The 21,212-nt window shown below is 61.6% G+C and carries 14 protein-coding genes; 10 read left to right on the top strand and 4 right to left on the bottom strand.

The window, feature by feature from the left end; translation table 11 throughout:
* Positions 1 to 33: 33 nt before the first annotated feature.
* The 5 genes from VII69_08585 to VII69_08565 all read left to right on the top strand — a co-directional run bounded on the left by VII69_08585 (position 34) and on the right by VII69_08565 (position 9,954).
* Positions 34 to 1,830 (top strand): DUF885 family protein, encoded by a 1,797-nt coding sequence (locus VII69_08585; protein ID HEY5095155.1) that lies wholly within the window; start codon positions 34 to 36, stop codon positions 1,828 to 1,830.
* Between the two features lie 167 nt (positions 1,831 to 1,997).
* The gene (locus tag VII69_08580; GenBank protein HEY5095154.1) at positions 1,998 to 2,570 is read left to right on the top strand and encodes a sigma-70 family RNA polymerase sigma factor; all 573 of its coding nucleotides are present in this window, start codon (positions 1,998 to 2,000) and stop codon (positions 2,568 to 2,570) included.
* Entirely contained in the window at positions 2,567 to 3,793 is a 1,227-nt protein-coding gene (locus tag VII69_08575; GenBank protein HEY5095153.1) for a DUF4349 domain-containing protein, read from the top strand. Before VII69_08580 ends, VII69_08575 begins: the two co-directional genes overlap by 4 nt.
* Before the next feature lie 31 nt (positions 3,794 to 3,824).
* A complete protein-coding gene (locus tag VII69_08570) occupies positions 3,825 to 6,965 on the top strand; it encodes an efflux RND transporter permease subunit (protein HEY5095152.1) in 3,141 nt (1,046 codons plus the stop codon).
* Between the two features lie 172 nt (positions 6,966 to 7,137).
* On the top strand, positions 7,138 to 9,954 hold the full coding sequence (locus VII69_08565; GenBank protein HEY5095151.1) for a pentapeptide repeat-containing protein: 2,817 nt from the start codon (positions 7,138 to 7,140) through the stop codon (positions 9,952 to 9,954).
* A gap of 108 nt (positions 9,955 to 10,062) precedes the next feature.
* On the opposite strand, the gene VII69_08560 is transcribed toward VII69_08565, so the two are convergent.
* Positions 10,063 to 13,314 (bottom strand): PDZ domain-containing protein, encoded by a 3,252-nt coding sequence (locus VII69_08560; GenBank protein ID HEY5095150.1) that lies wholly within the window; start codon positions 13,312 to 13,314, stop codon positions 10,063 to 10,065.
* Between the two features lie 68 nt (positions 13,315 to 13,382).
* On the opposite strand from VII69_08560, the gene VII69_08555 reads away from it, so the two are divergent.
* Both VII69_08555 and VII69_08550 read left to right on the top strand, forming a co-directional pair.
* Positions 13,383 to 14,009: a redoxin domain-containing protein gene (locus VII69_08555; protein HEY5095149.1), complete on the top strand. Its 627-nt coding sequence runs from the start codon at positions 13,383 to 13,385 to the stop codon at positions 14,007 to 14,009.
* Positions 14,006 to 14,527: a PaaI family thioesterase gene (locus tag VII69_08550; protein HEY5095148.1), complete on the top strand. Its 522-nt coding sequence runs from the start codon at positions 14,006 to 14,008 to the stop codon at positions 14,525 to 14,527. Before VII69_08555 ends, VII69_08550 begins: the two co-directional genes overlap by 4 nt.
* Here the strand turns inward: VII69_08550 and VII69_08545 are convergent.
* Complete coding sequence (locus tag VII69_08545) at positions 14,524 to 14,988, bottom strand: DsbA family protein (protein HEY5095147.1); 465 nt, start codon at positions 14,986 to 14,988, stop codon at positions 14,524 to 14,526. The two genes, VII69_08550 and VII69_08545, sit on opposite strands and share 4 nt — an antisense overlap.
* A gap of 24 nt (positions 14,989 to 15,012) precedes the next feature.
* Positions 15,013 to 15,171 carry a DsbA family protein gene (locus VII69_08540; GenBank protein HEY5095146.1) on the bottom strand — a complete coding sequence of 53 codons (159 nt, stop codon included), beginning with the start codon at positions 15,169 to 15,171 and terminating at the stop codon, positions 15,013 to 15,015.
* Between the two features lie 270 nt (positions 15,172 to 15,441).
* On the opposite strand from VII69_08540, the gene VII69_08535 reads away from it, so the two are divergent.
* Together VII69_08535 and VII69_08530 are read left to right on the top strand one after the other, a co-directional pair.
* Entirely contained in the window at positions 15,442 to 15,726 is a 285-nt protein-coding gene (locus VII69_08535; protein ID HEY5095145.1) for a hypothetical protein, read from the top strand.
* Positions 15,723 to 16,199, top strand: coding sequence for a hypothetical protein (locus VII69_08530; GenBank protein HEY5095144.1), 477 nt, complete (start codon positions 15,723 to 15,725; stop codon positions 16,197 to 16,199). Before VII69_08535 ends, VII69_08530 begins: the two co-directional genes overlap by 4 nt.
* 447 nt (positions 16,200 to 16,646) lie before the next feature.
* On the opposite strand, the gene VII69_08525 is transcribed toward VII69_08530, so the two are convergent.
* A complete protein-coding gene (locus VII69_08525) occupies positions 16,647 to 20,267 on the bottom strand; it encodes a TonB-dependent receptor (protein ID HEY5095143.1) in 3,621 nt (1,206 codons plus the stop codon).
* 244 nt (positions 20,268 to 20,511) lie between these two features.
* On the opposite strand from VII69_08525, the gene VII69_08520 reads away from it, so the two are divergent.
* A partial coding sequence (locus VII69_08520; GenBank protein HEY5095142.1) for a hypothetical protein occupies positions 20,512 to 21,212 on the top strand: 701 nt, incomplete at its 3' end.

Raw genomic sequence — 21,212 nt, 5'->3', positions numbered from 1 at the left:
CGACGGTCGTCTGTCTGAAGTGAGGAGCCATCTATGAATCGTCCTGCTATCATAGTGTTTGCGCTTGGGTTGTTAGTCGTGGCCGCCGCCCCCGGCGTTGCGATGGGCGCCAACGGTCCGGCCTATCAGCAAATGCAAACGCTGGCGAAGGATATGACCTACACCTGGGCGCGCGTGCATCCGCTGACCGCGACCGCTCTAGGCATCGCCGGGTACGATGGCCAGATCGATGCGGCGTCGGAAGACGCGCGCAGCCAGGACATGACGCTGATCGCTACATGGCAGAGCAGGCTCGCGAAGATCACTTCGCAGTACGGATCATCGATGACGCTCGTCGAGCGCGACGACGCTAAACTGCTCGGCGCGCAACTCACGGGACTTTCACGGCAATACACGGTCTACAACGTGGATCGCAAGGACTACGCCGGTCCGGCCAACGCGGTCGTCGGAGCGATCTTCACTCAATTTCAGCACGTGCCCACTACCGGCGTGAACGGCGCGACCGCCGCCGGCGTCGCGCGCGCATGGGACGATATCACATCGCGATTGGAAAAAGCGCCGGCATTCATCGTCGCGGCGCAGTCGCTCGTCACGACGCCCGGTCATCTGTACGGCGTCGTCGGAAGCGAAGAGCTCGCAGGCGTGGCCGATTTCTTCGACGGCGCGCTTACCGTAGCGGCCAAAACGCAGATGTCTGCCGATAAGTTCAAGCGGTTTTCGGCAGCCCGTGACAAGACGGTGACCGTTATGGCCGCCACAAAGAAATATATCGACGCGCACGTCGCCTCGTGGCCTGAGAATTTTGCGATGGGCCGCGCTAATTACGATGCGATGCTGCGCGACGAACAGCTCCTGCCATTCGACGCGAACGACGTCGCAAGAATGGGATACGATGAACTGAATCACGGCTGGGCGGTCCGGGTGTGGCTCGAACACCTCTCGCAGACCACGCACACTCCGTTTGGTCCGCTTTCCGGCGGTGGCATGGCGCCAAGCGGAAATGCGCTAGTGACCTACTACCGCGCACGCATCGCCGATCTGCGCCGCTATGTCACCGACAATCAAGTCGTGACGGTTCCGGCTTGGTTGGGCAACATCAACGTTGTTGAAACGCCGAAGTTCCTGCAGCCGGTCTCGCCGGGCGCCTCGATGAATCCGCCGCGCCAATTCGCGCCGGAGATCGACGGATTCTACTTCATAACACCGCCGACGTCGCTTGCAGAAGCTGCGAAGACGTTGGATCCGAATCAGGATTTCGATCGCGACCGGATTCTGTCGACGGGCGCACACGAGGCCATGCCCGGCCATTTCCTCCAGTTGTCGATCGCGCGGCGGCATCCGGACTTCGTGCGCAAGATCCAGGGAAGCGGCGTGTTCGCCGAAGGCTGGGCGTTTTACGGCGAGGAGATGTTCGTGCAATTGGGTCTGTACGGCGATGACCTCGACGGGCGCTACTACACCGCGCAATGGGAACGCGTGCGCGGCGCGCGGGCGATCGTGGATCCGATGCTCGCCAGCGGTCAGTGGTCATATCGTCAGGCAGCCGATTTTTTCTCACAGCAGACCGGGTTCCCCAAATCCGAGGCAGACGCTGCGGTCGCCGGCATAGCGCTCGGCGCGGGGTACGTGATTGCGTACACGGTCGGGCGGAATCAGCTTGAGACGATTGAAGCGCAGTACCGGCAGAAGATGGGCTCTCGCGGCACGATGCTGGATTTCCACGACCGGCTGCTCTGCTACGGCACGACCCCGTTCGCGGTCGTAGGGCCTGAACTGATGGCCGATCTGAGCAAGCCGCTCGCGCAAGTCCGCGCCGCGGCCCGGTACTAGGGCGAGCATCGCTCGCCCATTCGCCGTCTATGTAGTAGGGCAAGCATCGCTTGCCCATTCCTAAAAAAACGGGGCGAGCGATGCTCGCCCTCGTACGGGTTCCCTAGTACGGGTTGCCCTCGTAACTACGAGTGAACCTTTTGGCGCCGGATTCCGACATATGGTATATGGACGCACCGCACGCAGAAGAAGATGCCCGGTATTGGCTGGCACAGATCGCGCGCGGCGACCGGTCCGCTTTCGAGCGCCTCTACCGCGCATATGAGGTCCGGCTCTACCGCTATCTTCTTTCCATGGTGCGCGAAAAACAGCAAGCGGAAGAACTCGTCAACGACGTCATGGTGGAAGTGTGGCGCGGCGCGCCGAGGTTTCGCAACGATTCCAAACCGGCGACGTGGCTCTTCGGCATCGCGTATCACAAAGCGATCGACGCGCTGCGCAAGCGCAAACCGCCCCCCGTGGAATTGCACGCGGTGGCGGCGATGTCCGATCCGCGCCCGAGCCCTGAAGAGAGCGCGATGGCCGATCTGCTGCGGCGGCATCTCGAAGCGGCGATGGGCACGCTATCACCCGAGCATCGCGCAGTGGTCGAACTGGCGCTGACGCAGGGCTACTCCTATCAGCAGATCTCCGATATCGCAGGCTGTCCGGTCAACACGGTGAAAACGAGAATGTTCCACGCGCGACGACATCTCCGCGAATATTTCGTGCGCCGCGGGCTGCACGGTGAGGCATCATGACGCACCGCAACATCAGCGAGCTGCTGCCGTGGTACATCAACGACACGCTGTCGCTCGAGGAGCGAACGGCAGTCGAATCTGAAATCGACAGCTGCGCGGAGTGTGCGGCCGAAGTCGAAGAGCTCACCTCGCTGCGCGACTACATGCTGGAGAAGGACGCGGCCGTCGAAGGGCCGCCGGAGACGCTGCTCGCGAAATCGCTTGCGCGAATCGCGCGCGAGGAGCATGCACCGCGCAGCGTCGGCAAGCTGTGGGCTTCGCTCGCGGGCGCCGGCTGGCTGCTGGCGGCCTTGCCGGCAGTGGCGGCGGTGGCGATCGTCGGTCACGTGGCGTTCGGGTGGTTTCCAGGTCCGTCAACGCCCGGCGATGGGACTGAGCAGATCGCGAACCTGCAATTGGAGGCGCCGTCTGGCGCCGTGCATGTGAATCTTCCAACGACGCGGACGTTCGGCAAATTGACGACGACCGCCGCGGCGGTAGCGACCGCAAACGCGGTTGACGCATCTGCGCCTCAGTCGATCGCGTCCGACGCAGCCGCTCCGCAAATGATCCGCACAGGTTCGATCAGCCTGCTTGTCGCCGACGTCGAGAAGGCGATCGATGCGACGCAGGTCGTCGCGCGAACTCACGGCGGCAACGTGCTCTCGCTTTCCGATCAGACGCCGACTCAGGCGGGCGAGCGCCACACGGCACAACTGCAGATCGGCGTGCCGCAGCGCGAGTTCGAATCCGCCATGAGCGCGCTCGCGTCGGTCGGCGGCGTGCAGGCGCGTTCGGTATCGGCCCAAGACGTATCGGCGCAGATCGTCGACGTTCAGGCGCGGCTGAAAAATGCGCGCCGCACTGAAGCGGACCTGCTAAGGATTATGGACCGCCAAGGCAAGATCGACGACGTGCTCGCAGCTGAACAGCAGTTGGCTCAAGTGCGCGAGCAAGTGGAGCAGCTCGACGCTCAGCTACAGGCTGAAAAGCATCAAGTGGCGTATTCTACGATTGACGTCTCGTTGACGGATGCGGCCGCGAAAACCACGACGGTCGCGCCCACCGGCGCCCAAAAACTCGGTGATGCATGGCAAGCGGCGCTTCGCTCGGTGGGTGGCTTCACGCTCGGCATCCTTTCGGGTGCACTGTGGCTGGCGGCTTATCTGCCATACATCGCGCTGTTCGCGGTGCTGGTAGCGGTGGGGTGGTATCGCTTCGGCAGGCCCAAGCAGGACCTCTGAAACAAACAGCCGCCTCTGAGGTATCAGGGATATGTGGCTGACGAAATTCGCTCTTAAGCAACCGTCCATCGTCACGATGTTTTTCGTGGCCGTGGTCGTTTTTGGCATCATCGGTTTCAAGATGATGGGCCAAAACATCAATCCAAATATCCAGTTCCCCGGCGTCGAAATAGACTCGGCCTATCCTGGGGCAAGTCCGGAGGAGATGGAACGTCTGGTCATCCGGCCGATCGAAGATCAGCTGCAAGATGTCCGACACGTCGACCAAATCTTCGCGCGCTCCACGGAGGGCGCCGCCACGATCAGCGTTCAGTTCAAGCTTGGCACCGATATCAACGCTGGAGCCAACGACGTTCAACAAGCCGTCAATCAAGCGCGCGGATTTCAGCCCGCCGATCTGAACCCACCGCAGATCTTCCGAGCCGATACGGGCTCTTCGCCGATCCTGACCGAAGCCATCACGTCCGACTCGATGTCGGCGGTTGCGCTTTCCGATCTCGTGCAGCGAGACGTCGTTCCGAAGCTTCGCGGCATCAAGGGCGTCGGCACGATCAACGTCGGCGGCGACTTCACGCGCGAGATACACGTGAACCCCGATCCGGCGCGTCTTGCGGGCGCGGGCGCGACCTTGCTCGACGTGAGCGATGCGCTGTCAACGGGTAACGTGTCATTGCCGGGCGGCCGGCTCGACCAAGGCAAGACCGAAGCCACGGTCGGCGTTCGCGCCGACATCACCGATCCAGCCGATTTCGCCCAACTACCCGTCAACGTGCCCGGCGCCGCCCGTAACTCGCTGAAAGTGGGCGACGTCGCCACGGTTGTGGACACCCACGCGGACCAGCGCGTGATTTCGACGCTGAACGGGAAGTCGGCCATCATCCTCAACGTCGCGCACGATTCCGACGGTGACACCGCGTCCACCACAGGGCTGGTGCGCGCCGCTTTGGCGGATCTGAAGACGCAGAATCCCAAAGTGCATTTCGCCGAGATCCAAGCGGACAACGACTTCTTGAGCCAAGCCATCGGCGGCGTCGGCACGAATCTGCTCGAAGGCATCATCCTCACCGCCCTCGTGCTGCTGCTCTTCCTTCACGTGTGGCGCAGCGCCATCGTGGTCATGATAGCCATCCCCACCTCGATCATGGCCACGTTCTTCGTGATGTGGCTACTCGGTTTTTCCATCGACCTGCTGTCGCTGATGGGGCTTTCGCTTACTATCGGCATCCTTGTGGACGATTCGATCGTGGTGATCGAAAATATCACCAGGCACCGCGAGATGGGTAAGCGGCCGGACGAAGCCGCGCTCGTGGGCCGTACCGAGATTGGCGGGGCCGCGATCGCGATCACGCTCGTGGACGTCGTCGTGTTTGCGCCGATCGCGTTCATGGGTGGCATCGTTGGCGAGTTTCTTCGCGAGTACGGACTCGTCATCGTCACCGCGACCATGTTCTCGCTGCTCGTCTCATTCACGTTGACTCCGTTGCTCGCAGCTAAATGGGCCGTGGTGCGCAAACCGAAGGAAAGTCCGATCGGCTTCGTGCGCAGCTTCACCTCATGGTTCGACGGTTTGCGGAAGAGATACCACGATCGCGCGCTTCCAAAGGCGCTGAGCCATCCGTGGATGGTGTGCATCGGTTCGGCCGTGCTCGTGATCTTGTCGCTCGGGCTCGTCGCGGTCATCCCGACCGAGTTCCAACCGAACACGGAGTACGGCCAGGCAAATGCGAGCCTCCAGTATCCAATAGGCACTTCGCTTTCCGCGACTCAAACCGGCACCGATCGCATCGCCGGGGTTTTCATGAAAAATCCGCACGTCAAAGACGTCGTAGAGACGATTGGCGGCGACGGCACCTACACGTCCACGATTCAGATCGACTTGCTCCCACAGTACACCCATGAAGAACACAAGCTCGTCGATCAGATCAACAAGATGAGCACGATGGTCCCCGGAGCGCTCCTCACCTCAGGCGGCGCACAAAACGGCGGCGGCGCCGACATGACATACACGCTGAGCGGTCCCGTCGAAGCGTTGGACGCAGCGGCGGCGAAGCTTGCCGACTTCATCAAACGCCAACCGAATACCACCGGCGTGAATGCGACGAGCCAGATGACCGGCCCACGGCTCGAAGTGAAGATCGATCGCGCCCGCGCGACCATGCTCGGGATATCACCGCTGGCGGCCGCAAGCACTGCACGCGCGGCTATCGGCGGCGTGATCGCTACCAAAGTCCGCAGCGACCAGGGCTTGATCGACACTATCGTGCAATTCGCGCCGGACGTTCGCAACGACGTGCACAATCTCGAGACCACACCGGTGCGTTCCGATAACGGCCAGCTCGTGCCGCTCGCCGATGTCGCCTCGTTCAATTGGGTGACCGAGCCACCGGTCTTGCGCAGAATGAACAGCGAACGGATCATCCGCGTGTTCGCCAACATGCTGCACAACGCGCCGATCGGTCCTGTCGATTCAGCAGTGCAGAAGGCGCTCAAGGATCCGAACTTCCTACCGCCGGGCGTGCACGTCGCAACCGAAGGCCAAGTGCAATTCTTACAGGACACGGAATCGAAGATCCTCATCGCGCTCGGAACTTCGTTCGGGCTGATCTACATGCTCCTCGTCGTGCTCTACCGCAACTACCTGACGCCGGTCGTGATCATGGTTTCGATACCGGTAGCGCTCGTGGGTGCGCTTGGCATCCTTGCGGTGCTGAACGGCTTGCACCAGGTGTTCCCCGACGCATCGGCGTTCGCAGGCCAAACGCTCAATATATTCTCCATGTTGGGCATCGTGATGCTCATGGGCCTTGTGGCGAAGAACGGCATTCTGCTGGTGGACTACGCGAACACGCTGCACGAACAGCGCGGCCTAACGCTGCGCGAAGCCATCATCGAATCGGCATCGGTCCGCTTCCGTCCGATCGTGATGACCACCGCGTCAATGATAGCCGGCATGCTGCCGCTCGGAATCGGCCTCACCGAGGGCGCGCAGTTCCGCCAGTCCATGGCGATGGTGATCATCGGCGGACTGTGCTCGTCGCTCTTCCTCACGCTCTTCCTCGTGCCGGTGGTCTACACCAGCCTCGTTGGTTGGACGGAGAAGCTGCACGCGCGCGCTGCCCAGCGGCGGCTTGCGCTCATCGAGCGCGATCCGGAGTTGGCCGAGGCGCTCTAGCTTCATTACCTGTCGGATGGGCAAGCATCGCTCGCCCATCCTAAAAAAACGGGGCAAGCGATGCTTGCCCTAGTACGGCGCCGCTGGGGCATTCCGAGAGGCGCCATGCGAGTAGGACGTACCGGTCGGTCGTAAAGGTTCGACGGCGCAGGTTTCTTGAATTGGCCCGTATATGATCTCCGAGCGTTCAGACGAGATCAAGCTCGCGGCGCTTATGGCCGGCGAGCCGTTGCATTTTCCGTCCGAGACCGATCCGCTGGGACGCAGCGTCAAAGCGGAGTGGATCATCGAGGTCGTTAGGATAGGGTTGCCACTGGACGTGGACGGCGCAATCCTCGACGGGCCGCTCGATCTCGAAGGCCGGTTCGTGCCCGCTCCATGGTCGATGACCCACTGCCGGCTCGGCGAGCTTAAATTGGCGAACGTCCGTTTTGCGAAGTCCGCGACATTCACCGGGTGCGAATTCAGCGCGGGTCTCTTTCTTGCTCGGACGCGCTTCGAAGCCGATGCTTTGTTCGACGCATGCGTTGTGAAAGGTCCGATCGACGCGCGCGATGCCTCATTCGCCGTGTCGTCGTCTTGGCGCGGCACGCATTGCACAGGCGATGTCCGATTCATCGGCACTGTGTTTGGCGCAGATACGGAATGTGGCGATGCACGCGTTGATGGCGATCTAGTTTTCGAGATGGCGACCGTCGGCGGCGGCGTCCGGCTTTCGGGAGCGAAGACCGGCGGGGAGTTTTGCTTGAAGGGCGGAACGATCGCCGGAGCGTTGCACCTCGGTGAGGCGCGATTTGGACGCGGTGCGCGGATTCACGGCGCCGACGTTTCGGGTGCGCTCGTGGCCAACGGAGCGCGCTTCGCCGGCGCAGTGCGCATCGATGAATCGCGATTCGGCCAGCTCGCGTGTTCGACCGCGACATTTGACGCGGCTTCGATTGTGAAGGACGTTCGTGTCGCCGGCGATGTGACCGGGCTCGAAACGAACTTCCACGCCGAAGTCGAATTCGCCGGCGTGGCCGTCGGCGGAGCGGTCACCTTCGACGGCGCGCAATTCGGTGCACAGACTTCGTTCGCCGGCATCGACTGCGGCGGCGGGTTATCGTGCGAGTCTGCGGCATTCGGCGGTGCGGCGGACTTCTCAGGCATACGCATAGGCGGTGCGTTCGATTGCAGCCGCGCGAAGTATGCTGCTGACGCGGTCATAGGCAATGCCCGCTGCGATGCGTTCATCGGATCGCGGGCCGAGTTCACCGGAACGCTGCGCGCGCCCGGCCTGCGAGCATCATCGATCGCTTTGGATCATGCGGTGTGCTCGTCGGAGGTAGATTTCGGCGCCGCGGTCGTGGAAGGCGCGATCGACCTCGATGCGGCCGCCTTCGCCGGAGAGGTCTCGTTTGCCAATGCCGTCTGCGGTGCAGAACTTTCGGCGCAGGACACAGCATTCGCCCGGAGCGCCTCGTTCGCGCAGCTCAAGAGCGGTGGTGCGTGGAAGCTCGACCGGGCGGCGTTTGGCGGGGCGGCGAATGCGCGACGCGCCCAGGTGGGCGGCGATCTTTTGTGCGCGGCCGGCGATTTCGCGCGCGACGCGAATTTCTCGGGCGCACGGGTCGCCGGCAAGGGAACGTTCAACGGTACGCATTTTTCGGGCGAGGCGCACTTCAGAGACATCGTGTTTTCGGCCGACGCATCGTTCGAAAAATCGTCTTTTTCCGGGCTTGCGATATTCGCCGGCGCGAGGATAAAGGGAAAAGGCGCGTTCGCGGGAGTCACCTTCAAGCAGCCGCTGGAAGCCGACGGACTCGACATCGGCGACGCCGCCGCGTTCGACGGCTGCACGTTCGCCGCCGGTGTGCGCATGGCTGGCGGCCGCCTAGGCGGACGGTCGTCATTTGACGGCGCCACGTTCGGCGGCCCGGCGATATTCGCCCGACTGCACGCCTCGCGCCGCTGTTCGTTCGACGCCGTCGCATTCTTTGGCAAGGCCGACTTCAGCGCAGCTCTATTCTCGAGTGAGACCAGCTTCCGGCGCGCCCGGTTTTTCGAGGTGTTCAATTTCGAGGGCGCGGCCACGATGGGCTCGCTGTCGTTCGCCGGTGCGCGCTTCGACGACGACGCGAAGTTCGGGGGGATGCGCTGCAGCGGCCCTGGATCGTTCGAAGACGCCGCATTCGCGCGTAACGCAGTGTTCGACGGCACGCGGGCTGAAAGCGTGCTCAGTTTTCCGGGCGCCACCTTTGGCGGCGATGCGCGATTTGCAGGGTGCGAGTTCGCTCGAGGCGTGAACTTCACCGGCGCGCGATTTTCGCAGCGGCTCGATTTGGATCGCTCTGAATTCCCTTCGATCGATGTTGGCGGCGCAACGCCTTCAAGGGCGCGCGGGACAATCGAAATTCCGACAGTGATCGCGTTGCGCGGCGCGCGCTTCGCGATCGTCACCAGCCGGCCGCAGATCGCCGTGCGCGCTCCACGCGCGCCGGCCGGCACCGGAAGCTTACGGGCGACACTTTCGCCGCGCGAGGTGGCCGACGCGTTCTACCGGCGCCGTTCGCGAGAAGGCGATGCGGTCAATCCGGCGCGCCACTCGCCGGCGAACGCGGCCTTTTGGGCCGACGTGCTCCGTCTTGTGGGGGACCGTTCCATGCGGTGGCTCACCGGCTACGGTGCGCGGCCTTGGCGGACGTTCGCCATCGCGGTAGCTGCGCCGTTGATCGCGTTCGCGCTGTTCCTGACGGCGTCAGCGGACGGGCCCGCATGCGCGCGCGCGTCTACTCCGTCGAGCTCGATGAACTTGACGCTCGCCACGTACACGTCCGCGGACCGCTTCATGGCCGCGCCGCCGCGCGCGCCTGCCTGCGGCGTGGCTGGTACTACGCTTCCGGCAGTCGACGTGGAACGCGCGAACCGTTTGGCAGGCCTCGTCTTGCTTCCGTTGCTGTTCCTAAGCGCAACAGGCATCTTGCGCAGGCTGCTGGGTTACCGCCGCTGATTTTGTCCATTCTTGTTGTAGGAGGGTGAATTTCCTGTACTAGGGTGAGCATCGCTCACCCATTTTTTGGGCAAGCGATGCTTGCCCTAGTACGGTTGCCCTCGTACATTATGCGGGCCGCGGTGGGAGCGAATCCGGAATGCGCAGGTTAGGCCGCTTGGAAAAATCCGGGAGCTCCGGCGGATGCGCCTTCAGGGCGGCCATGATCAACTCGATGGCCTTGTCCATCTGCGGATCGAGACCGGCGCCAGCGTCTTGCGGCGCGATGTCCACATCGTAATCGGGGTCCGTGCCGTAATTCTCCAATCCCCATCCGACATCGTTCGCCCACGTCGAAAACTCGGGTTGCGTGGTCACCGTCCCGTCGACGAGCGGATGGCGCGGGAAAATTCCGATCACGCCGCCCCACGTCCGCTTGCCGACAAGCGGTCCGAGTCCGTAGATCTTGAAGAAGTGACTGAACAGATCTCCGTCCGATCCTGCGAATTGATTGGTGAGCGCGACCATCGGGCCGGCGACCGACTCGGGTGGATACGGAAGCACGTGGCCCCATCGCGACACATCGTAACCGACGCGTTTACGCGCCAGTTTTTCGAGCAAGAGCGGCGAGACGTGGCCGCCGCGGTTGTACCGGGCGTCCACGATGAGCGCTTCCCGGTTGATCTCGGGAAGATAACCGCGGTGAAATTCAGCAAAACCCCAAGGGCCCATGTCCGGGATGTGCAGGTAGCCGACGCGGCCGGCCGTGCGCTCGTGTACGCGCTCGCGCATCTGCGTCACCCACTCGCGGTATCGAAGCGGCCGCTCGTCGCGCAGCGCTCTGACCACGACGCGAGCGGCTGTCTCGCCGCCGGCCGGTCGAACCGTAAGGGCGACGTCGCGGCCCGCTTCATTCACCAGCAATTCGGCAGGCGACACAGAGCTCGATAGCGCGCGCCCGTTTATGCTCAAAAGCAGATCCCCTTCACGTGCGGCGCAACCGGGCTCCGCCAACGGCGAATCTATGTCGCGATCCCACGAGTCGCCGCGCATGACATGTGCGATTTTCCACGCCTTCGATTTCTCGTCAAAGATGATATCCGCGCCGAGATAGCCGCGCCGGTAGCGCCGCGGGCCCGGATAGTCGCCACCGCTTTCGTACGCGTGCGAGGTGCCGAGCTCGCCTTGCATCTCCCACATCACGTCGCTCAGCTCCGAGCGCGTTCGGATGAGCGGCAGCAGCCGGGCGTAACGGTCGTGGACCATCTGCCAATCCACGCCCGTCATGCGCTCGTCCCAGAAATGATCGCGCTGCAAGCGCCAGGCCTCTCGGAACATCTGCGCCCACTCATCACGAGGATGCAGTTCGAACGACACACGCGAGAGGTTGAGCCAGCCGCTGCGCCGGCCCGGCTCGCGTCGCCGTTCGCCGCCTTCCGGTGCGTTGCCCAAGCCGTCCATCGCGCGAAGTCGATCGCCCGAACGGTAGAAGACGGTCCGATGGTCTGCGGCAACGCGGAAAGATGAGATCTCGGAAGCGAGCGTGACGCTCCGCTGGTCGTCGAAATCGTATGCGATAAGCGACCCGCTCGGTGGTTCATCCGACGTGTCACCAGGCGGCGCAATCGATCCGCGAGTGGGGAACCACGAAAAGAGAGCACGTCCCTTGACGGCTTCGATCTGTCCGTAGCGTCCTTCGTCCACCGGAAATCCGATGACGCGGTCGGTGATGCCGTCGAAGTCGATCCCGATCGGCGCGGGCTCCGCCGGCGGCAACTCTTCTTTTTTGTCTTCGAGCGCGCGATGAACGACCGGTTTGGGGGCCGGCACGAACGGCGACGGGGTGTCGCTGCGCAGAGGCAGCGCGAATGGTCGGACCGCGTTCGGAAATCCCAAATCGAATTGCATGGAGTCGTAGATGGGGTTGAAATCGCGAGTCGAGAGAAAGTACAAGTACTTGCCGTCCGGATCGAAGGTGGGTGTGACGTCCATTCGTAGCGGCGATGTGACCGCGCGGGTTTCCCCCGTGTTCGCGTCTGCGATCTTGAGGATCGCGGCGTCGTTGTAGGGAGACCACGAATATGCAAGCCATCGTCCGTCCGGAGACCATGCGAGGTCTTCAATGCGCATGGCAGGGCTGCGATCGATCACGCGGCCCGCGCCGGTGACGAGATCGACGATGATCAATTCGTAACGATGATTGCCGATCGCGACGACATCGGATTTGGGCGACGCGAGCAATGCGACCGGGCGGCCGAGTCCGGCAGCGAGGCCGGTGACGGCGACCGCGACCCCCGGCGTCGACATGTCGTGGCGATGGACTTCCAAGCGCTCGTCGCCGTCGACATCGCTCAACAGCACAATACGGCGTCCATCGGGTAGCCATTCGGCCAATCTGTAGCGCACGCTGCTGCCCGCACCGTGAACGCTGACCGCTTCTTCCCAGTTCGAGAGTGTGGCGGGCCGGCCGCGCGCGATCAGCGCGACGGCGTGACCATCTTGGTGCGGTGCATAGTGCTCGAGCCGCGCACTCGCGTCGACGAACCGCCTGCGGATCTGCGGCGGGTTGGAGGGTGTGCGAATGGGAATCGCATGCGTCGCCTCCGATTTCGGGTCGAAAAGATGGATCGATGCACCCGCGCCGTACACGATTCGCCGGCCGTCGGTGGATGGAAAACGAACGTAGTAGTCGGTGTGGTCCGTATGGCGACGCAAATCGGACCCATCGGCCGCGCACGAATACAGATTGCCGACGCCCTCATGGTCGGCGAGAAAATAAATGCGGCCGGCCAGCCACATCGGCCATACGGAGTTGCCGGCAAGCGAAATGAGCCGCTTGAATTTTCCGTCGCCGCGCGCATCGACCCAAATATCGCCGGCGGTGCCGCCGCGGTAGCGTTTCCACCGGGCAGGATCGACGTTGTTGAGACCCAGCACGACGGCCCCTTTGGGCGCGACGGAAATACTCATCGCGTGTCCGACGGCGAGCGGCCTAGGTTCTCCGCCGCCGATTCGAACCGCGTAGGGCAACGTATCCTTGATGAACGGGGACTTGAAGTCGGACGTGAAGAGGATCTCCGAACCGTCGGGTGTCCAGCCCGATACGATGCACTGTTCGCCGCCGAGGAACGTCAACCGCGACGCTTCGCCACCGCCCGACGGGATCACGTAGACCTCGGGATTGCCTTCGTCGCGGCCGACAAATGCGATGTGCTTCCCGTCGGGCGATAAGCGCGGATACGATGCTTCGCCGGTGCCCCCGGTGAGACGCCGCGCATCGCCGCCGGCGGTCTGCACGGTCCAGATGTTATCTTCGCAGACGAACGCGATGAGGTCGTCCGTTATCGTAGGATAACGGTAATAGCCGAGCGCTTCTTCCATACGTGCGACAATTAGCTGAAAATACCGTTGCCGACCTTTATGTTCTCCGATTGCGTCCCGAGTCGCGTATGGATTCGACCGGGGTCCGGGCAAGCGTCAGCCCTCAGGGCATTGAAAGGATTCATATCGTGCGTTCGACATCGAAAAGCGCAGCCGCCATCATCGCGTCGATCGGGATGCTCGCGGGTTTCCAGACCAGCACGCGCGCAGACGACACTCAGGCGATGATCGCAGTGGGCTCGGCGGCGCCCGCAGTGGTCGGAAAATCTACCAACGCCGGGAAAACCGAGGAATTCGACCTTTTTAAGGCGGTTTCAAGCGGAGCCGTGGTCTTATACTTCTTTCCGAAGGCGTTCACAGGCGGCTGCTCCATAGAAGCCAAGACTTATTCAGCGAAATTAGCGGACTTCGCGAAACTTGGCGCGACCGTCGTCGGCATATCGACGGACCCGGTCGACGTGCTCACAAAGTTCCAAGCAGCTATGGGCGCATCGCAACGGTTCGTATCCGATCCGAACGGTGCGATCGCCCAAGCATACGGCGTATCCTTTGCGTACGACGGTGCGGTGCTCGCGAAACGGGTGACCTTTGTGGTCGGCAAAGACGACAAGGTGTTGTACTCGCTCGCGGAAGACTCTCCGCTCACCAACGTCCAATCCACGCTCGACTGGTTGAAGAAGAATCCGCAGATGTGAGCGAACCACATCGCACGCGCACGGTGACGTGGCAGGATCCGCGTCGCGTCGTCGAGGCAGCGCCGCACATGAGCGGCATCGAACTCCTTCGCGCCATGGGAAACGGGGAATTTCCCCCGCCACCCATGGCGCTGCTCGTCGGGCTCACGCCCGTGCTTGCAGAAGAAGGACGAGTGGTGTTCGCGATGACGCCGGCGGAATTCCATTACAATACGATGGATGTCGTTCACGGCGGCGCGATCGCGACGCTCGTGGATACGGCGCTCGGTTGCGCCGTGATGTCGAAAATGCCCGCCGGCACGAGCTACACAACCGTCGAGCTGCACCTGAACTTCGTCCGGCCGGTGACGGCGGCGACGGGCCGCGTCTCATGCGAGGCGCTCGTGTTGCATTCAGGCAAACGCATGGCGACCGCGGAAGCAAAGGTACGCGACGACGCAGGCAAGCTGTACGCGCACGCTACTACGACATGTTTTGTTTTTCCGATACCTTCGGTTTCGACCTCGACGGCTACTTAACGGGGTCCGGCGGGCGGATCCGTCGCGATCATCCTCGAGCGCAGGGCCCATTCGATGGCGTCCTCGAGCGACTCCTCGCCCCAGAATAATTCCCCGCCCACGAGGCAATTCGGAGCACCGAAGATGCCCGCTTCAATCGCGCGCTGCGTGTTGGCCCGCAATGTGCCCCGCTGATCCGGCGCGAGCGAGCGTTCGATGAGCATCTCGGCGGGCTGGCCGAGAGTGCGCAAGACATCGGCGACGACGCGCTGTTCGGCGATATCGCGATCGTCTGCGAAATTCGCGCAAAAGATCGCGCGGATGAAATCACCGCACCACAGCTCGCCGGAAGCCGAGCATGCGACGCGGGCGGCCAACGTCGACGAGCGCGGAAAGTGAGTCGGGCGTTTCCACGGCAATCCGAATTTATCGGTGAGCCGTTCGAGGTCTCGCCACATATATGCGCCGCGCCGCGGGTTGATGTTGAAGTGTGAATCATTCCATCCTTACAAACTGAAGACGGGTCCGAGCAAGAACGGCGTCCAGTCGAGCCGAACGGCCGCGTCGCGGCACAGATCTTCGATGCGCATCGTGGCGACGTACGAGTACGTGCTTGCAAAGTCGAACCAAAACTCCAGAACTCCGGACCGGCTGAGATTTGTCATGTGGAAACAAGTATTCTCTGAGTTCTCCGCTCTTTCCATCCAACTAATGCGAAGGCGACATATTCGGCATGCTCTAACATCCGATGTTGAGGTGCCGTCGAGGGAACACTTGGAGACATAAGGGGAAATCGAGATGCGGTTGCGTTTTGTATTGTCGAGCGTCTTTGCGCTTGCTATGCGAGGTTGACGGACGGTTGCTCTCTACCGGCGTAAGCGGGCCAACAATTCTTCTCGTGAGCGTCGACGATTTCTCGACTAACGCTGAGGTTCATGAAGACGTCTCGCGTCGACGGCGAGTCCATGTCGCGTGCCGCACCCTCGATCAACTCAAAAGCGCGATCTAGGAATTCCGCCGCTCGCTTCGCATCGCCCGACGCTCGATTCGGTGTGGCCCGCCAGGAGATGCGTCAACGCAAGCTCGGTCTTGACCTCGTAGACGTCTACGGGAGCTTCGAGGGTCGCGATGATCTTGCGCGCGTCCTCAAACGCCGAGATCGCGTTTTCGAAAATCCGGAGATCGCGCTGCGCAACGCCGAAGCACTTGAGAGCCCATGATTGCAACGGTGGACTATTGGTCTGTCGGCAGCACGAGTCTGGAAACCGCATCCAACACTCGGGGATGGAGCGAATCGGCCTGGAAAGGTGCAGGCAGCGGATGCACGCCCTTTGAACCAGAGCCGACCTGGCAGCACGACACGTTATGCCTCATCAGCAAGACCGTGGCAGACGTCGCAGCAGTCGCCGATCCCAACACCGGCGTCGCCATGTACGACTCGTACAACGAGCAGGGCTGGCTGGTCGGCGGCGGGACAAGCGCGGCCTCACCGATCATCGCCGGCGTTTACGCGCTGGCGGCAAACGAGAACCACCTACACTACGCTCGCGGTTTGCACGTTTTCCATCACAGCCTCTTCGACGTCATTCACGGCAGCAACGGGCACTGCGGAGGTTCGCCACTCTGCAATGCCGGGCCGGGATACGACGGTCCGACCGGCAACGGTACGCCGAACGGCATCGGCGCCTTCTGACGCGCTGGCCTTTCGAATTGATACCTGCTACAATACCATTGTCTGTTAAGCATGAGGCGGCGACCGGCTAAGTCGTCGCCTTGTCGCCATTGGAGAGCGCGATGTTATCAAGCGATCAATTGCGTCCACGTCTAAAAGAGACATGTACGCTTTGTCTCTCTCGCAGGGTGCGCGAGGGCATGGCGATATGTCGAGAATGCGTCAACGCGGCGAAGCGGCGCAATCAACCAAGCAAGGCAACAGGTCTGCCCAACGGCGGTTGAGTTCCCGGCCTGTCGGACGTTCGCTTGCTACGGAGCCGCACCGACTCAGAATAAAGTCGTTAGAATATGCTCAAACGCTCAACCCATGAAGGGTTGAGCGTTTTCTTAGGATCCATTGAATGCGAGAGCGGAACCCGGCATGACGCCGGGTTCCGCCCGATGTGGTTCTACGCAGCCTTGACGTTTAGATCTTGATCTTCAAGTTGAGGTATGCGTTGAACGGCTGGGTCGATACCGGGTTCTCCTGGTACGGGTACTGGAGCATCGGCTGGAATGTCGAACCCGGGTTGTAGATGTTCGATCCGTAGGCGAGCGGCGCGTTGTAACCAGGCAGCGTGTAATTGCATACCTTGTTGTTGGCCAAGTGCGTCCACGGTTCCGATGAACCACCCGAGCAGCTGTTGATGAGGTTCACCAGGTTGAGCGAGAGCGCAACCCGCTGGCTGACGTCGTACGAGATCTGCATGTGCATCATGAACTGATTCGGCAGTCTGAATGCGCCGAGGTTGTCGAAGTTGCCCGTGAACCGATCCGGCGTCGGAATCGTACCCGTGCACGTCAGTGCATCGAACGGATTTCCGGTGCCGCCGAACTTGTAGCGCGGATCGCCCGAGATCGTGCCGCCTGCGAGAGCGGAGCAGCTCGCCGGATCGACGCCGTAACCAGACAGCGGAGCGCCGTACGGGGTCCCCTCAAAGAACTGGAACTGCGGCGATATGGAGAGTTTGTTGATCTTGTAGTTGAGCACGACCGCCGCGTTGAACGGTGTTTCGTAGGAATCTTCCGTGGACTCGACTCCACCCGGAATCGTGTTGAACGGAGCGTAGGCGCCGTTGAGGTCGAACAGCGGCCGGACCGGCGCGTTGAAGTACGGGTTAGCCACGCCGCTCAACTCGGTCGCGATGGCGTTGGCGTTGCCGTAGGTTCCGCACAGCGCGTTCGGGCTGTTGGACGGGGCCGCGTTTTTGCATGCGCTCGTGTACGAGTTGTACTGTTGGATGCCCAGATTCACCGTGCTGAGCACGCTGCCGCCGTTTTGCAGCGGGCTGTACTTGATCAAGCTGCGCGTGTACGTCAGCGAGAACAAGCCGGATAGTCCATTGTGGTTGAAGTCTCCCTTGGTCAGTTCGAACTCGACGCCGTCTGAGGTTTGCTTGCCGGCGTTGAGGCCCGAGACGAATGCCGTCTTCTGATCCAAGAAGAAGTTCTGGATCTGATCCTTCGTCTGGCGCAAGAACGGTGTGACCTTGAAGCTCATGTCGCCGGACTGATGCTCCCACGAGAAGTCGTAGTTGTTCGAGGTCGGCGGCCGGATCGCGTGCGTCGTGGTCGTGAACCCAGCCTTCCAGAAGTTGATCGCATCGTAGCTCGCGAGGTCTTGCTGCAGCAAGTTGTACTGCTGGAACGCCGTGTTGGGCGCCTGCGTGTACTTGCCGTAGCTAAAGCGAATCACGTTGTTCGAGTTGAGGGTGTACGTGCCGCCGAGACGCGGCTCGAACACGTTGAACCGCGTCGTGTCGTTGGGTAGGTTTGTGAGATGTACCGCAACCTGACCCGCTGGGCACGGTTGGTTGACGGCGTTAGCATCGTTCGGATTGAAGGCCGGCGTATTGCCCGCGCCGGGCAGCACACACCAACTGCTGTTCAACGAGTTGAACCAGAAGTTGCGCGCGGGTCCACCGGTGTCCGAGAGCTTGTAACGGAAGCTGTCCACGCGCACGCCGAAGTTGAACAGCAGTTGCGATGACGGCTTCCATTGGTCGGTGATCGAGCTTGATAGGTACGTCGGATCGGCCTGGTTGCCGCCGCCTCGCCGCCCGTTTTCTGCTGCGAACCATTCGCACGCTCCCGAGCCGCAGGTAGCAGGCAGTGTTAGAATCGCGCTGCCGGTTGACGCGGCTTGCAAGCCCACTGTCGCCGCATTAGAGCTGTAGCAGCTGACGGGTGCGCCGGCCGGCGTGTAGCACACGCCGCTCGTCGGATTGGCCGAGTTGACGGCCCACAAGAATGGCCGATCGGGCGATCCGAAGAGCGTTGTGTCGTTGACCATCGTGGTGTCATTCGCACGGTAATCGCGCGCGAACGTGTCGCTGACTTCCACATTGATCAGGTTTTTATCGTTGATCTGGTTTGCATACGACCCGCTGAAGCCGTTGGTCGTCGTCTGCACGTAGTAGTTGAGCGGGCAGTAGCCGATGAAATTCGTAAACGCCGTATTTGGGCACGTTTGCGGCCAGACTGAGTAGTTCGAATAGCCGTAGATGCGAAAATACTGCGACGTGCCGATGTTCTTCTGGTACTGCAGCTTGATGATCGAGTTGGGGTTGGCCGAGCCGTCACGCTGATTGGGATTGATCGCGGCCAAAGCGCCGCCGAAGTACGAAGACGGCTTGGTGCTGTTGGGGTTGTACGGGAAATAGTAGGGGTTGACCATGCCGGCGAGTTGGCCGGCCGTAACCCCCGAACCCAGCGCGCCACCGACCTTACCAAGATATTGGTAGCCGAGGCCGGGTCCGCTCAAATAGCCGAACACCGGTGCGCCGCCGTTCAGGTTTTGCAACAAACCCGGCGTGGTGACGCCCCAGTCGGAGGCTGAGCTGTATACGTTATTGTAGAGGTACGAGTTGTCGTACAGCAGCTGGATATCGTCCTTGCCGGCGTCATTCTTATGCGGCAGGCCGAAGTGCAGGTTGACGACGTTCTCGTAATCCCATACGTCTGAATTGTTGCCGAAGAGCACCGGCGAAGCAAGCGCAACGCCGCCCGGCCCGATGCCTGTGTTGTAGCACGAGCGGAAGTTCTTGGCGTCGGGCGTGTAGTTTCCGCCCGAATCTTTGCAGCCGTCCGCCGGTGACGTATTCGCAAACGGTGTGCCCCACGTTTGGGTGATGCTAGCGCCGTTGTTTTCGTCGTAGTAGCGGAATTGCTGATGGTAGCCGCCGAAAGCGACGAAGTACGTGAAGTTGCGATCCGGCGTGGCACCGCCCATTTCGATGTTCGCCTTGTTGTACAGCGCGGGTGCGCCGATGCCAAGGTTCATGTCCGCAAAGCCGGGATACGTGCCGTTGCGGATGACTTGGTTGATGTAGCCTGAAATGCCCTGTGACTCAGAGTTCGCGGGAGCAGCGCCGGTGTAGACCTGCAGTTCCTGCTGGCCGAGCGCCGATGCTGTTGATGCCGGATAGTTGTCGTACGAACGCAGGACGGGAACGCCGTCGAATTCGTAACCGACTTGATCGTTGTCGCCGCCGCGGATGTGCATCGTCTGAAACCAGCCCATCTGGCCGGGGATGACGACGACGCCCGGCGTGGTCGCGATGGCGCCGTATGCAGCATCGAGACTGCCGCCGCCGCCCATCGACCCGACTTTGGCTTGCGTTGCCGCGTTGACCGAATAGACGTCAGACGTCGTGCCGGCCTTCACGAGCGCGCTAGCCGCGGTCGTCGTGATGTGACCGAGTGTCTTGGTCGCCACCTGCATCTGGATCTTCACGTTTTGCGTGTTGTCGGCGAAGACCGAGATGCCGGGTTGCGATGACGTGTCGTAGCCGTCCTTGCTCGCCGTCACTTCATATGTGTCGGGCGAGAGCGAGACGAACGAGAAGTTACCGGAAGCTCCGGTGACCGTGGAAACCGACTCGGACGGAGAAGTTGCCGTAACCTTGACGCCCGCAAGCGGTGTTCCATCTTTCGATGACACCACACCATTGAGCGCACCGGTCGTGCCCGCCAGAACCCATGTTCCCTGGGCGAGCAGCACCAACACCGCCAAGAGGGCTATTCGAACCAAACGATATTTCGACATTTGGATTCCCTCTAGCTCGTGAGTAACGGCACGGTGAGCGAATCGAACCCACCGTGCCAAAAGTGGAGCAAACGACAGCGAGTGCCATCTGCATCCAACACGCAAATCGTACCACCTCGGTTCGCGCGGAGTCGCGCACCTTTTGAAGATTTGAGTACATTCCGTCACAAGGGGATTTCCGCGATCAACCCAAACCGACGCCGACATTACGTCGCTCACAACGCAGGCATCAGGTGTATCACAAATGACAATGAATCGTACGATCATGACTATCTGCGCGCTCGCGCTCGCGTCTGTCGCGTCGGCGACATTCTCAGCACACGCTGAAGCCGCAAGCACTCTCTATCCGAAGATGGCGCCGATCGCGCAATACATGATGCCGGATCGCCAAAGCGAAATCGACTTCGCGCGCACTGCCGCGCCTAAGGCGATCTCGGCTCACGCGACCGTCGTGGTGCTCGACGCGCAAGGCTACCAAACCGCCATAAAAGGCACGAACGGCTTTACGTGTATCGTGGAGCGCTCGTGGACCAAGGCCTTCGACGACGACAATTTCTGGAACCCAAGAGTAAAGACGCCGATTTGCTACAATCCGCCAGCTTCGCGCACCGTTGTGCCCTACACGCTCTTTGAGACGAAGATGGCGCTGGCCGGCGCGACCGAAGCGGCGATACGCACGAGCCTAACGGCGGCCATCGCCGAAAAGCAGTTGTCAGTGCCGGAGAATGGTTCCATGGCCTACATGATGGCGAAGGATTCATACATCGACGATCATGTCAAAGCGTGGCACTCGCACATCATGATCTACACTCCAAAACCCCTCGGCGCTAACTCCGGAGAAAGCTGGGGTGCCAATCGAGACGGTTCTCCGGTCGTATACGACAGCGGCCACCTCATCTGGCCTCAGCCGTGGGCGCTATTTTTCGTTCCCGTCTCGCACTGGTC

The sequence above is a fragment of the Candidatus Eremiobacteraceae bacterium genome, from assembly GCA_036511855.1.
Lineage (GTDB): Bacteria > Vulcanimicrobiota > Vulcanimicrobiia > Eremiobacterales > Eremiobacteraceae > JABCYQ01.
Note: the sequence above shows the minus strand (reverse complement) of the source record. Positions and strands in the feature narration are given on the sequence as shown.

Excerpts from the sequence above, each read along its gene's own strand:
- VII69_08530 (HEY5095144.1), top strand. The coding sequence starts at position 15,723 with ATGATTGCAACGGTGGACTATTGGTCTGTCGGCAGCACGAGTCTGGAA.
- VII69_08565 (HEY5095151.1), top strand. The coding sequence starts at position 7,138 with ATGATCTCCGAGCGTTCAGACGAGATCAAGCTCGCGGCGCTTATGGCC.
- VII69_08585 (HEY5095155.1), top strand. The coding sequence starts at position 34 with ATGAATCGTCCTGCTATCATAGTGTTTGCGCTTGGGTTGTTAGTCGTG.
- VII69_08580 (HEY5095154.1), top strand. The coding sequence starts at position 1,998 with ATGGACGCACCGCACGCAGAAGAAGATGCCCGGTATTGGCTGGCACAG.
- VII69_08540 (HEY5095146.1), bottom strand. The coding sequence starts at position 15,171 with ATGACAAATCTCAGCCGGTCCGGAGTTCTGGAGTTTTGGTTCGACTTT.
- VII69_08575 (HEY5095153.1), top strand. The coding sequence starts at position 2,567 with ATGACGCACCGCAACATCAGCGAGCTGCTGCCGTGGTACATCAACGAC.
- VII69_08555 (HEY5095149.1), top strand. The coding sequence starts at position 13,383 with ATGGATTCGACCGGGGTCCGGGCAAGCGTCAGCCCTCAGGGCATTGAA.
- VII69_08525 (HEY5095143.1), bottom strand. The coding sequence starts at position 20,267 with ATGTCGAAATATCGTTTGGTTCGAATAGCCCTCTTGGCGGTGTTGGTG.
- VII69_08560 (HEY5095150.1), bottom strand. The coding sequence starts at position 13,314 with ATGGAAGAAGCGCTCGGCTATTACCGTTATCCTACGATAACGGACGAC.
- VII69_08535 (HEY5095145.1), top strand. The coding sequence starts at position 15,442 with ATGAAGACGTCTCGCGTCGACGGCGAGTCCATGTCGCGTGCCGCACCC.
- VII69_08570 (HEY5095152.1), top strand. The coding sequence starts at position 3,825 with ATGTGGCTGACGAAATTCGCTCTTAAGCAACCGTCCATCGTCACGATG.